Origin of the sequence: Sinomonas sp. ASV322 (assembly GCF_030908245.1) — a bacterium.
Lineage (GTDB): Bacteria > Actinomycetota > Actinomycetes > Actinomycetales > Micrococcaceae > Sinomonas.
This window is the reverse complement of record NZ_JAVFJJ010000019.1, coordinates 55776-68479: the sequence shown is the minus strand read 5'-3', so window position 1 is coordinate 68479 and position 12704 is coordinate 55776. Positions and strand designations below refer to the sequence as shown.

Genomic DNA, 12704 nt, shown 5'->3' with positions numbered 1-12704 from the left:
CTGATCGCCACGGCCGGGGAGCACGTGATCGGCTGGCAGTGGTGCGACACCGAGAAGTCCGCCGCGTGGGCGGCCCTGCTCGAGCGCTTCCCCGCCCCGCGCGTGGTGGTCTGCGACGGCGGTGCCGGCCTGGCCTCGGCCCTGCGCAAGGTCTGGCCGGAGACCCGGGTCCAGCGCTGCCTGGTGCACGTTCACCGCAACGTCCGCACCCACCTGACCCATCGGCCCCGGCTCGAAGCCGGCAGAGCCCTCCTTCGCCTCTCCAAGGCGCTCATGCGCCTGAAGACCGCCGAAGAGGCCGCCGCCTGGGCGACCGCGCTGAACGACTGGCACACCCGCTGGGGCCCGATGCTCAAACAGCGCACCCACCGCGGCGAGGCCGGGGCCGCGCCGTCATGGGTCAAGCCCTCCCAGCAGTGGTGGTACACCCACAAGCGGCTGCGCGCCGCGTACTACCTGCTCGAGCGGCTCGTGAAGGCCGGGACGCTGTTCACCCACCTCGCCCCCGAGCACGAGGACCTCCGGATCGCCTCGACCACAAACCGGATCGAAGGAGGGGTCAACGCCCAGCTGCGCCTGCTCCTGAAGCACCACCGCGGCATGAGCCAGAACCACATGAAACGCGCCGTCGAATGGTGGCTCTACACCCACTCCGAAAACCCCGCCCCGGCCCACAAGCTCATCCGCCCAGAGCACCGCGAACCGCCGAAACGAACACCGACAACGACCGAGGAAGAACGGATCGGACCGGCCCTCTACGACACCGCCACGACCGCCGAGGAAGGCCTCTGGGCACGCACCGGACGGGCCGGCAGAAGCCGATGACACGCCCGGGCCATCCCCACGTTTTGACCGATAACCCTCTTTTCGACCACAGCCAGTCTTTCGGTGCACCTGAGGGGCACCGCCCGAGCAGAAAACAGAACACCCCCGGTCCCTGGACCGGGGGTGTTACCTGTGTCTCGACTCGTCTCTGAAGGATGTCGCGAGTCACCACATCGGCGGAGACGGGGGGATTTGAACCCCCGGTCCAAGTTTCCCCGGACCCTTCATTAGCAGTGAAGTCCATTCGGCCACTCTGGCACGTCTCCTTGCTATTGCTAGCCCCCCAAGGTTACCCAGAACGGCGGGACAGACGCAAAGCGGGCGGCTCACCCACCGGAGGTGACCCCCAAACGCCCCACCACCCACCGGAGGTGACCCCCAAACGCCCCACCACCCACCGGAGGTGACCCCCAAACGCCCCACCACCCACGGGAGGTGACCCCCAAACGCCGTCGGCCCCGCGGCTACCCCGCCTGGGCCAGTGCGAGCGGCAGAACGGGACCCGCTCCGGCGAAACGCAGGAGTCGCCCGGCGACGGTGAGCGACCATCGGCTGTCGACGAGGTCGTCCACGAGCAGAACAGGCGCCCCGCCGAGCGAGGCGAGGGCCGCGCCCAGGTCGGCCCCGACGTCGAACGCGGACCACACGCCCGCGAGCCGGAACGCCGAGTTGCCGCCCGCCTGCCCCGACCGCGCCGAGTCGGTCCGCCCGAGGGTCCCGAGGAATGGAAGGCGCCCGGCCTCGGCGATCCCACGAGCGAGGGATTCGACAAGGAGCGGCCTCGATGCCGAAGGCATCGCCACGACGCCCGCCGGCCGTCCTACACCGCTCCAAGGTCCCGCGGCGGAATCCCCGCGAGCCCACCCCGCGAGCAGCTGGACGACGGCGGGGCGAAGCCCGGGCGGCACGGCGCCGTCGGCCGCGGAGGCCGCGAAGAGCTCTCGCAGTACGCCGCCATAGCCGAGGTCCGTGAGCCGGGCGAGGGAGCGTCCCTCCGCGAGCTGTTCTGCGGCGGGAATGCGTCCTTTCACGGGCACTCCGAGCTTCTCCATGCCGCTCGGCCACTGGGCGCGGGCTTCGATCGGCACACCCGCGTGCCGGAGCTGCTCCCCCGCCCGCTCGAGCAGCCCCGGATCCACGCCGGCAGGGAACCACGGGCCGGCGCAGTTGTCGCAGCGGCCGCACGGGGCGGCGGTGTCGTCGTCGAGCTGGGCCGTCACGAATTCCATGCGGCACCCGCGCGTCTCCTCGTACTCGACCATCGCGTCCTGCTCCGCGCTCCGGGCGGCCGCGATCCGGCGGTAGCGCTCGTCGTCGTACGTCCACGGCGCGCCCGTCGCACGCCAGCCGCCGCCCACGCGCTCCACGGCACCGTCGACGGCAAGCACCTTGAGCAGAAGGTCAAGCTGGGTGCGGCGCAGCTCGACGAGCGATTCGAGCGCGACCGTCGAGAGCGGCCCGCCCGCGCTCGCGAGCGCCTCGAGGACCGCGTGCGCCTTGCCGCGATCGGGCATCGACGCGGTCGCAAAATAGCGCCAGATGTCACGGTCCTCTGTCCCGGGAAGCAGGAGCACGTCGGCATGCGCCGCCCCGCGGCCCGCGCGCCCCACCTGCTGGTAGTACGCGACCGGCGACGACGGGGCGCCGAGATGCACCACGAACCCGAGGTCCGGCTTGTCGAAGCCCATCCCGAGCGCCGACGTCGCGACGAGCGCCTTGACCTCATTGCCCTTGAGCAGGCGCTCGGCCTCCTCCCGCTCGGCCGTATCGGTCTTCCCCGTGTACGCGAGCACGCGGAACCCCGCATCGGAGAGCAGCCGCGCGGTGTCCTCGGCCGCCGAGACCGTGAGCGTGTAGATGATCCCGCTCCCGGGCAGATCCCCGAGGTGTTCGAGCAGCCACGCCAGGCGCGACCGCGAATCCGGAAGCCGGAGCACGCCCAGCCGCAGCGAGTCGCGCCCGAGCGGTCCGCGCAGCGTGAGGACGCCGTCGCCGAGCTGATCCTCGACGTCGGCGACGACGCGTGCGTTCGCGGTCGCCGTCGTCGCCAGCACGGGCACCGACGGCGGGAGCTCGTCGATGAGCGCGGCGATGCGCCGGTAGTCGGGGCGGAAGTCGTGGCCCCAGTCGGAGATACAGTGCGCTTCGTCGACCACGAGGAGCCCCGTCCGCGCGAGGAGCTCTGGCAGGTGCTCCTCGCGGAAGGAGGGATTCGTGAGGCGCTCGGGCGAGATGAGCACGACGTCGGCGGTGTCGGCCGCGAGCGCCGCGTGCACCTCGTCCCATTCGAGCCGGTTGGCGGAGTTGATCGCGACGGCGCGCACGCCCGCGCGGGCGGCAGCTTCGACCTGGTCCCGCATGAGGGCGAGAAGCGGCGAGACGATGAGCGTGGGCCCGGCCCCCTGCGCGCGCAGGAGGAGCGACGCGACGAAGTACACCGCGGACTTCCCCCACCCCGTGCGCTGGACCACGAGCGTCCGACGGCGGTGCGCAACGAGCGCTTCGATGGCCTCGAACTGCCCCGGATGGAAGGCGGCGTCGTCGCGCCCGACGAGCTTGTGCAAGACGTCGAGCGCCCGCTCACGCAACCCGTCCTGACCTGTGACTTTGCCGTCAGAAAACGTCATGAACCGCCCTTACCCCTCGGTAGCCTCCGCCCGGTCTCGAACTCCGGACTCTGCGACCCAGTATCCCCGTGACCTCTGACACTTCTCGCTGCGCGGAAACCTGAACGCCGGATACCGTGGTCAATGTCTCATGCTCAGTGCCTTAACGAAGGAAGTACCCATGACGGCAATGGCGCCGCCCGTTTCCGAACCGGATCTGCCCGGCAGCGAAGCACCCACCCGCAAGTCCGCGGGGCACGTGATCGTCGATTCGCTCGTGGCGCACGGCGTCACGCGCACGTATGTGGTTCCAGGAGAGTCCTTCCTGGATGTCCTCGACGGCCTCCACGAGTCCCCGATCGAAACCGTCGTGTGCCGCCACGAGGGCGGCGCGGCCTACATGGCCGAGGCTGACGGGAAGATGAACCAGCTCCCGGGCATCGCGATGGTCACGCGCGGACCCGGCGCGGCGAACGCGCACGTGGGCCTCCACACGGCGTGGCAGGACTCGACGCCGATGGTCCTCTTCGTAGGCCTCATCCCGTTCGCGCACCGCGACCGCGAGGCGTTCCAAGAGTTCGACATCAAGTCGTGGTTCGACACCGGCGCGAAGCGCGTCATGGTCCTCGACCACGCCGAGCGTGCCTCCGAGCTCGTCGCCGAGGCGATGTTCGCGGCCACGAGCGGTCGCCCCGGCCCTGTCGTCGTCGGGCTTCCCGAGGACGTCATCCAGCAGGAAGTCGACGCGACGATCCACCCGCAGATCCCCGTCGCGAACGGCGGCATGACCGTCAACGACTGGAAGGCCCTCAACGACGCGCTGCTCGCGGCCGAGAAGCCGCTCTTCGTCGTCGGCGGCAACGACTGGACGCAGGAGGGCGCGACGGCCCTCACGAACTGGCTCGAGGAGCATCGGATCCCCGCCGCCGCGGAGTGGCGCTGCGAAGGGACGATCCCGTTCGACTCGCCGTCCTACGTCGGCCCGATCGGCTACGGCCGGCCCAAGCCGACGTACAACCTGCTCGAGGAGACCGACCTCCTGATCTTCGTCGGGACCGTCCCCGGCGACGTCATCACCGACGGCTTCCTCGTCCGCCAGGACTGGGCCAAGAAGAACTTCCTCGTCACGATCGACCCGTCCCTGCGCGGACGCTCGGGCCCCGTCTCCTACCAGATCGTCGCGAAGCCGGACGTGTTCGTGCGCGACCTCGTGCGCATGGACCTCCCCGCCCGCGATCAATGGACGGCGTGGACCGAGCGCATGCGCGGCGAGCAGGTCAAGTTCGCGGCGCTTCCGCCGGCGACCCCGGGCGACGGCCCCGCGCGCATGGACACCCTCATGGCCAACCTCGTGCCGACGCTGCCCGAGGACGCGATGGTGACCCTCGGCGCGGGCGAGCACACGAACTGGGCGCACCGCTATTTCCCGACGCAGAAGTACGCGTCGATGATCAGTGCGCGCAACGGTTCGATGGGCTACTCGGTTCCGTCGGCGATCGCGGCGTCGCTCGCGAACCCGGGGCGCCGCGTCGTGACGATCGCGGGCGACGGCGAGTTCCTCATGAACGGCCAAGAGCTCGCGACCGCGGCGCAGTACGGCGCAACGCCGCTCGTCGTCGTCATGGACAACCAGGAATACGGCACGATCCGGACGCACCAAGAGCGCTCCTACCCGCACCGCGTCTCCGGAACCCAGCTCAGGAACCCCGACTTCGCACTCATGGCGCGCGCGTTCGGCGGCTTCGGCGTGCGGGTCGAGCGCGACGCCGACGTCCCACGCGCGATCGAGGCCGCCCTCCGCGCGATCGACGAGGACGGCACCTTCGCGCTCATCCACCTCATCGTCGAGCAGCGCGTCAAGGCCTACTGAGTCGAGCTCCGCACGCAACGGACGACGGCGGGGTCCCCACCCAGGCGGGGACCCCGCCGTCGTCCGTTCTCGCGGATCGAAAGGTGAGCTCTCGTCGGAACGGACGCGTCTTTCCGACGAGATCTCACCTCGGGGACCGTACGGCGCTACGCGCCGAAGCGGCCGCGGTTCTCGACCGGGATGAGCGGCTTCTCGGCGCGGGCCCTGATCTGCTGGACGGCCCACGTGTTGCCGTCCGGATCGGCGAAGCCGAAGAAGGTCCCACCGTCGTCCGGCGAGAACACCATGAGCTCAGAGCAGTCGACGCCGCGGCCCACGAGCTCGGCCCGCGCGGCCTCGGCGTCCGCGACGACGAGCTGGAGCCCCTTCATCGAACCCGGCTCCATTTCGCGCTGGGCCGGCAGGTCGCCGAACACGATCGAGCAGCCGGAGCCTTCGGGGGTGAGCTGGACGACGTGCATGTGCTCGTTCGTCGTGTTGTGGTCGAGGTGGAACCCGACTTTGTCCCGATAGAACTGCACCGAGCGTTCAATGTCGGAGACAGGCAGGATGACAACTTCAAGAGTCCAGTCCATGCAGTCAACCTAGGGCCCGCCACCGCCACGGGGAACCCCTCGTCGATGAACTGTCGGCGGCTCCACGTAGAATCAGCGGCGTGACGAGCAACGTGAACAGCCTTGGCCAAGCGCCGCAGATCGACCTTTCCGCCTCGTTCAAGGCGTACGACGTGCGAGGGATCGTAGGCGAGACGATCGACGCGCGGATCGTCGAGGCGGTGGGCGCGGCGTTCGTCGACGTGCTCGGCCTCGCCGGGCAGACCGTGCTCGTGGGCGGCGACATGCGCCCGTCCTCGCCCGAATTCATCGACGCGTTCGCGCGCGGCGCCGCGGCCCGCGGCGGCCTCGTCGAGACGATCGGCCTCATCTCGACCGACGAGCTCTACTACGCGTGCGGCGCCCTCGGCGCGGCGGGCGCGACCTTCACTGCGAGCCACAACCCCGCCCAGTACAACGGCATCAAGATGGCGAAGGCCGGCGCGCTGCCCGTCTCGTCCGAGACCGGACTCAAGGAGATCCAGGCCGCTGCGGAGTCCTACCTTACGGCCGGTGAGATCGCCGCCGTCGAACGTCCCGGCACGATCACCGAGCGTGACGTCCTCGCGGACTACTCCGCGCACCTGCGCAAGCTCGTCGACCTGTCCGCGATCCGACCGCTCAAGGTCGTCGTCGACGCCGGCAACGGGATGGCTGGCCTCACGACCCCGGCGGTCCTCGGCGACGAGCTCCTGCCGGCACTTCCCCTTGACATCATTCCGCTCTACTTCGAGCTCGACGGCACGTTCCCGAACCATCCCGCGAACCCGCTCGAGCCCGAGAACCTGCGCGACCTGCAGAAGGCGGTCGTCGAGCACGGCGCGGACATCGGCCTCGCGTTCGACGGCGACGCGGACCGCTGCTTCGTCATCGACGAGAACGGCGAGCCGGTCTCGCCGTCGGCCATCACGGGACTTGTCGCCCGCCGCGAGATCGCGCGCGCGAAGGCAGCGGGCGAGGCCAAGCCGGTGATCATCCACAACCTCATCACGTCCCGTGCGGTGCCCGAGCTCGTCCAGCACGACGGCGGGCGTCCGGTCCGCACGCGCGTGGGCCACTCGTTCATCAAGGCAGTCATGGCCGAGGAGGGCGCAGTGTTCGGCGGCGAGCACTCGGCGCACTACTACTTCCGTGACTTCTGGAACGCGGACACGGGCATGCTCGCGGCCATGCACGTCCTCGCGGCGCTCGGCGGCCAGGACCGCCCGCTGTCCGAGCTCGGCGCCGAGTACGAGCCGTACGTCGCCTCAGGCGAGATCAACTCGGAGATCGAGGACAAGGCCGCGGCGGTCGCCCGCGTCCGCGAGGCCTACGAGGGCCCGGACGTCGCGATCGACGAGCTCGACGGCACGACGTTCTCCGCGGCCGACGGCTCGTGGTGGTTCAACCTCCGCCCGTCCAACACGGAGCCGTACCTGCGCTTCAACGGCGAGGCCAAGGATCGCGAGACTCTCGCGACCGTTCGCGACAATGTCCTCGCGATCGTCCGCGCATGAGTTCCGCGAACTCGACCGCGGGCGCCGATTCCGGCGCAGGCGCGCACGACGACGACATGCTGCGAGAGCTGCACGACGTCCTCGGCACGGCGCTCGCCATGGCGCAGGAGCAGATCGAGAAGAACGGCGGCTTCCTCCCCTACGGCGTCACCCTCGCGGACGACGGCGAGTTGCGGCTCGTGCTCGTCGCCCCGCCCGAGCCTGAGGACGACGAGGACCCCGAGGCGGATCTCGACGCCGACGTCATGCTCGCCGACCTCGTGGAGCTGCTCAGGCAGAGCCGCGGCACCTACCGCGCGGTGGCCTTCGCGACTGACGTGACGCTTCCCGACCACGGCTCCGACGGGATCCATGCGGCGGCCGAGCACCGCGGAGGCGGTCTCCTCGCGGCGATCCTGCCGTACGAGATGACCGCCGACGGCTACGTCTACGGGACCGTCGAGCCGGACGGGCACGAGGCCCGCGTCTTCACGGACTGACCTCCGCGAGCTCGGCAGCGGGCACGGCCTTCCGTGACCGCGGCCGCGCGAGCGTCGCGCAGACTCCCGCGAGGAGCACCGCCCCGCCCACGATCTCGAGCAGCTGCGGAACCTCGCCGAACGCGAGCCAGGCCGCCGCCATGCCCACGGGCGGGACGAGCAGGGTGTACGGGACGACGGCGGCCGCCGGGTACTTCCCGAGGAGCGAGTTCCACGCGGTGTAGCCCACGAGCGAGGCCAGCCCGACCGTGAAGAGCGTGCTCATGAGGGCCGGCGCCGAGAGGTGTGCGAGCGAGCCGACGACGGCGCCCGGCCCGTCGACGATCGCGGCGAGAGCGAGCATCGGCACTGGGACGACGGCGGCCGACCAGACCACGAGGCCGAGGCCGGAGGCGCCCCTCGCGGCGCGCGAGATCGTGTTGCCGATACCCCACGAGAGCCCCGCGAGCACGACGAGCACGAGCGGCCCGAGGGGTGCCACCGCGCCACGCCCGAGCGCGACGAGCACAAGGCCGACCACGCCCGCGCCCACTCCGGCGAGCTGCGCCGTCGTCGGCCGTTCTTTGAGCACCACCGAGGCGAGCAGGATCGTGAAGAGCATTTGGCTCTGCAGGACCAGCGGGGCGAGCCCCGCGGGCATGCCCCAATGCATCGCGAGGTAGACCAGGCCGAACTGCCCCGCGCTCATGAACAGCCCCACCCCCGCAATGACGCGCCACGGAACCGCAGGCTTCGGGACGAACAGCATCGCAGGCACGGCCACGAGCGCGAAGCGAAGGGCGGCAAAGACGAGCGGCGGGACGTCGCGCAGGCCGAGTTCGATCGCGACGAAGTTGACGCCCCAGATGACGGCGACGAGGACGGCGAGGGCGGAGTGCTGCGGTTTCACCCCTCCATCCTCCGGGAAAGCCACCATGAAGCACCAGCGTTGATTTGTGTGAGAAACCATCTACGATTTCTTCATGATCGATCTGCAGGCCCTCCGCTCGCTCGCCGCCGTCGAACGCCACGGCTCGGTCGTCGCGGCGGCGGAGGCGCTTGGCTTCAGCCCGTCCGCGGTGTCGCAGCAGATCAAGAAGCTCGAGCGCCAGTCGCGCGCGGCGCTCCTCGAACGCCGTGGACGGGGCATCCTGCTCACGGAGCGCGGGCGCGCGCTCGTCGAGCACGGCGTGCGCCTGCTTGCGGATATCGAGCGCGTCGAGTCGATGCTCGCCGCCGACGACGCGCCTCAGGGGACGTTCACGGTCGCCTCTTTCTCGACGGCGGCGCGGGGACTCCTCGGCCACGTGGCCAAGCGGGTCGCGGTCGAGGCGCCGGACATGCGGCTCGAGATCGTCGCGATGGACCCCGCCGAGGCGGTGGCCCAGGTCGCCCACGGAGACGTGGAGCTCGCCGTCGTCCACAACTGGAACTCGGTCGCGCTCGAGGTGCCCGCGCACGTGGCGCTCGATCCGCTCTGCGAGGACGAGGCCGACATCATCCTTCCGCGCACGCACCGGCTCGCGGAACTCGACGCGGTGCCGCGCGCCGAGCTGCTCGAGGAGACCTGGTGCTCGCAGCCGCGGGGGGCGATCTGCCACGAGGCCCTCATGCGCCTGCTCGCGAACGAAAGCACCACCCCGCGCGTCGCATTTGTCGATCCGGATTTCGCGACGCACGTCGAGCTCGCGGCTCAGGGACTCGCGCTCGCGTTCATCCCGAGGCTCGGCCGCGGCGCGCTTCCGCCCGAGGTCGTGGCCCGCCCCCTCGCGGGAGAGCCGGCGAAGCGCCTCGTCTCCGCGGCGTATCGCCGTACGATGTCGGCAAGCCCCGGCGTGCGGCTCCTCGTCAAGCTCCTCCACGAATCCGCTGATTCATTGTACAAATGTTTGCATTCTCAGGAGTAGAATCCTTCGCATGCGCATGACGGCCTTCGAGGATGTGAGCCTTCGGGCCCTCATGCTGCTGAGCTCGGCCGACAACAGCGAACCCCTCGCGACGCGCGCCATCGCCGACGGCGTCGGCACGCCGTACAACCATGTGAGCAAGGCGGTGCTCAGACTCCGCGAGCTCGGCCTCGTCGAATCGACGCGAGGTCGGTCCGGAGGCGTGCAGCTCAGCGATGTGGGGCGTCGCGCCACCGTGGGCCAGGTGCTCCGGGCCCTCGATACGCGCGAAGACCTCACGGATTGCGAATCCCCGAACGGCGACTGCCCCTTCAACCTTCAGTGCGGCCTCCGCTCGGCGCTCCGCGAGGCGCGCGAGGCGTTCTATCGGGCGCTCGACCACGTGATCATCAGCTCGCTCCCCCACCGACGCCAGATGGAGCCGGTCCTGCTCCAACTCGGCCTGCGCCCGCCGGCCGGCGACGTCTGATCCGCTCGACCTGACACGGTGCGCGCGCCTCGGCCCTGCCGCGTGATTCCTCCACGGGAGTATCTTGTGTCCATCCGGTGCATCCCGGCCCCTTGAGGCGCGGATGACCTGAGGAGCACAAAGTGGTCGAGCAGGCACCCCCGAGTCCGCCCCCACAACCTGCGGGCGGCGAGCAGCCACGCGCGCGCGGGCCGTTCCGACGGTGGGTCCGCGCCCACCGGACGCTGACCGCGGTGGCCGCGGGCGCCGTCGTCCTTCTGCTCGTCGCGGCGGGCGGGGTGTTCGCGATCGCGATCCGAACGCCCGGCGCTGTCCCGGCTGCGGTCTCGGGCCTCGCGAAGATCAAGCACATCGTGGTGATCATGCAGGAGAACCGCTCGTTCGACAGCTACTTCGGCACCTTCCCGGGCGCCGACGGCATCCCCATGCACGACGGCGTGCCGACCGTGTGTGTGCCGGACCCCGCGCGCGGAACGTGCGTCAAGCCGTACTACGATCCCGCGGACAAGAACTCGGGCGGCCCGCACGGCCAGACGAACGCGACGGCGGATGTCGACGGCGGGAAGATGGACGGCTTCATCGCGCAGGCCGAGCGCGCGTCGTCGAACTGCGCGCCTAACGATCCGGCGTGCGCCGGCGCCAGGACCACCGACGTCATGGGCTATCACGACGCGCGGGACATCCCGAACTACTGGGCCTACGCGAGGGACTTCACGCTTCAGGACCACATGTTCGAGCCGAACGCGTCGTGGAGCCTGCCCGAGCACCTGTACATGGTGTCGGAATGGTCGGCGAAGTGCAGTGCTGCGGGCGATCCGCAGTCGTGCGTCAACGCCCTCCAGGGGCCAGCGCTCCCGCCCGACTTCGGGCGCCGGACCGGTAAGCCCGCCGCACCGCCGGACTACGCGTGGACGGACCTCACGTATCTCCTCCACCGGCAGGGCGTCTCGTGGGGCTACTACGTGTTCAACGGCACCGAGCCGGACTGTCGCAACGATTCCGCCGCCTCATGCGCGCCCGTCGCGCAGAACGCGAAGACGCCCGGCATCTGGAATCCGCTCCCCTACTTCGACACCGTCAAACAGAACGGGCAGCTCGGCAATATCCAGGCCCTCACGAACTTCTACTCGGCGGCCAAGGACGGCACGCTCCCGGCCGTGAGCTGGATCGACCCCACGAGCGCCGTGAGCGAGCACCCGCCCGCGCTCGTGAGCACGGGCCAGGCCTACGTCACCGGGCTCGTGAACGCCATCATGTCCGGGCCGGACTGGGACAGCACGGCGATCTTTCTTTCCTGGGACGACTGGGGCGGGTTCTACGACCACGTCACGCCGCCCGCCGTGGACCAGAACGGCTACGGGCTGCGCGTGCCCGGGATCGTGATCAGCCCGTACGCGAAGAAGGGCTACATCGACCACCAGACGCTGAGCCACGACGCGTACGTGAAGTTCATCGAGGACGTCTTCCTGCACGGCCAGCGCCTCGACCCCGCGACTGACGGCCGGCCCGATCCGCGCCCGGACGTTCGCGAGGCCAGCCCGCTCTTGGGCGACCTCGCGAACGACTTCGACTTCTGCCAGACGCCGTCGCGCCCGGTTCTGCTCCCGAACGCCGCGACCTACTAGCGTCCAGGGGTCACCTTCCGCGGGTCCCGAACCGTTCAGGGGTCACCTCACGCGGGTCCCCCACCATCCGGGGGTCACCTCCTGTTGGCTAAACCGACGGGACGTGACCCCTGAACGCGCATCAACCGGCAGGACGTGACCCCTGAACGGTCACCAACCAACGGGACGTGACCCCTGAACGAGATCAGTTGGCGGCCGTGAAGATTTCTCCGCGGAACTGCGGGGTCTCGAGCTCGTCGAGCGCTGCGACCGCGTAGTCCTGCGCGGAGATGAAGTCGCCCGCGGGGACGCCGACGGCCGTGCGGTACTCGCCGGTCCGCTCGCCGGGAGCGATGACGGCAGCAGGGGCCTGGACCGTCACATCGAGTCCGGCCGAGGAATCGCGTAGCGCCTCGTACGCCTCGAACACCGTGTCCGATTCGCCCTTGTACTCGGCCGGGAAGTCCGGCAGATCCTTGATGCGCGTCCCGTCCGGCGACTGCAGCCCGCCGAAGCCGCCCACAAGATACAGGCGTGCGTCAGTCGGGACGGCCGCGATCGCGCGGTGCGCGGCGAGGTAAGGCTCGCGCGATCCGCCGGTGCGGTCGGGCGCCGTCGCCAGCACGACGACGTCGTTCGCCGAAGCGGCGGAACGGTACGTTTCGAGGTCGGCGAGGTCCGCAGCGCGGACGACGGCGGCGCCCTCCACCGCGGCGCCCTTGCGACTGAGGGCGGTCACCTCGTGCCCGCGGCGCGCGGCCTCGGCGACGATCTGGCTTCCCACCATGCCGGTGGCTCCGTAGACGGCGATCTTCATGAGTGCTCCTCTGCATCGATTCCGACGAACGACGCAACAGTATCCACGAGATACTAAGT

The 12704-nt window shown here is 70.1% G+C and carries 11 protein-coding genes and 1 tRNA gene; 7 read left to right on the top strand and 5 right to left on the bottom strand.

Annotated features, from left to right (window positions below):
- Positions 1 to 825: IS1249 family transposase (locus RBS12_RS18270; RefSeq protein ID WP_307964492.1), on the top strand; the 825-nt coding region annotated here is incomplete at its 5' end.
- Positions 826 to 1002: 177 nt separating this feature from the next.
- On the opposite strand, the gene RBS12_RS18265 is transcribed toward RBS12_RS18270, so the two are convergent.
- A tRNA-Ser gene (locus tag RBS12_RS18265) sits at positions 1003 to 1091 on the bottom strand.
- Between the two features lie 198 nt (positions 1092 to 1289).
- Positions 1290 to 3452, bottom strand: coding sequence for a DEAD/DEAH box helicase (locus RBS12_RS18260; RefSeq protein ID WP_307967581.1), 2163 nt, complete (start codon positions 3450 to 3452; stop codon positions 1290 to 1292).
- A 169-nt stretch (positions 3453 to 3621) separates the two neighbouring features.
- Here RBS12_RS18260 and RBS12_RS18255 point away from each other — a divergent pair, with 169 nt between their 5' ends.
- Positions 3622 to 5301, top strand: coding sequence for a thiamine pyrophosphate-dependent enzyme (locus tag RBS12_RS18255; protein ID WP_307967583.1), 1680 nt, complete (start codon positions 3622 to 3624; stop codon positions 5299 to 5301).
- Positions 5302 to 5447: 146 nt separating this feature from the next.
- Here RBS12_RS18255 and RBS12_RS18250 read toward each other — a convergent pair whose 3' ends face one another.
- Entirely contained in the window at positions 5448 to 5876 is a 429-nt protein-coding gene (locus RBS12_RS18250) for a VOC family protein (protein WP_307967580.1), read from the bottom strand.
- A gap of 80 nt (positions 5877 to 5956) precedes the next feature.
- On the opposite strand from RBS12_RS18250, the gene RBS12_RS18245 reads away from it, so the two are divergent.
- Together RBS12_RS18245 and RBS12_RS18240 are read left to right on the top strand one after the other, a co-directional pair.
- Positions 5957 to 7390, top strand: a complete 1434-nt coding sequence (locus tag RBS12_RS18245) for a phosphomannomutase/phosphoglucomutase (protein WP_307967579.1) — start codon at positions 5957 to 5959, stop codon at positions 7388 to 7390.
- Positions 7387 to 7869, top strand: a complete 483-nt coding sequence (locus RBS12_RS18240) for a hypothetical protein (protein WP_307967578.1) — start codon at positions 7387 to 7389, stop codon at positions 7867 to 7869. Before RBS12_RS18245 ends, RBS12_RS18240 begins: the two co-directional genes overlap by 4 nt.
- On the opposite strand, the gene RBS12_RS18235 is transcribed toward RBS12_RS18240, so the two are convergent.
- Positions 7859 to 8758 carry an EamA family transporter gene (locus RBS12_RS18235; RefSeq protein WP_307967577.1) on the bottom strand — a complete coding sequence of 300 codons (900 nt, stop codon included), beginning with the start codon at positions 8756 to 8758 and terminating at the stop codon, positions 7859 to 7861. The two genes, RBS12_RS18240 and RBS12_RS18235, sit on opposite strands and share 11 nt — an antisense overlap.
- A gap of 73 nt (positions 8759 to 8831) precedes the next feature.
- On the opposite strand from RBS12_RS18235, the gene RBS12_RS18230 reads away from it, so the two are divergent.
- The 3 genes from RBS12_RS18230 (at position 8832) to RBS12_RS18220 (ending at position 11849) form a co-directional block, all read left to right on the top strand.
- The gene (locus RBS12_RS18230; protein ID WP_307967576.1) at positions 8832 to 9755 is read left to right on the top strand and encodes a LysR family transcriptional regulator; all 924 of its coding nucleotides are present in this window, start codon (positions 8832 to 8834) and stop codon (positions 9753 to 9755) included.
- 10 nt (positions 9756 to 9765) lie between these two features.
- Positions 9766 to 10224, top strand: a complete 459-nt coding sequence (locus tag RBS12_RS18225; RefSeq protein WP_307967575.1) for an Rrf2 family transcriptional regulator — start codon at positions 9766 to 9768, stop codon at positions 10222 to 10224.
- 122 nt (positions 10225 to 10346) lie between these two features.
- Positions 10347 to 11849 (top strand): alkaline phosphatase family protein, encoded by a 1503-nt coding sequence (locus tag RBS12_RS18220; RefSeq protein WP_307967574.1) that lies wholly within the window; start codon positions 10347 to 10349, stop codon positions 11847 to 11849.
- Positions 11850 to 12033: 184 nt separating this feature from the next.
- Here RBS12_RS18220 and RBS12_RS18215 read toward each other — a convergent pair whose 3' ends face one another.
- A complete protein-coding gene (locus RBS12_RS18215) occupies positions 12034 to 12645 on the bottom strand; it encodes an NAD(P)H-binding protein (RefSeq protein ID WP_307967573.1) in 612 nt (203 codons plus the stop codon).
- Positions 12646 to 12704: the final 59 nt, after the last annotated feature.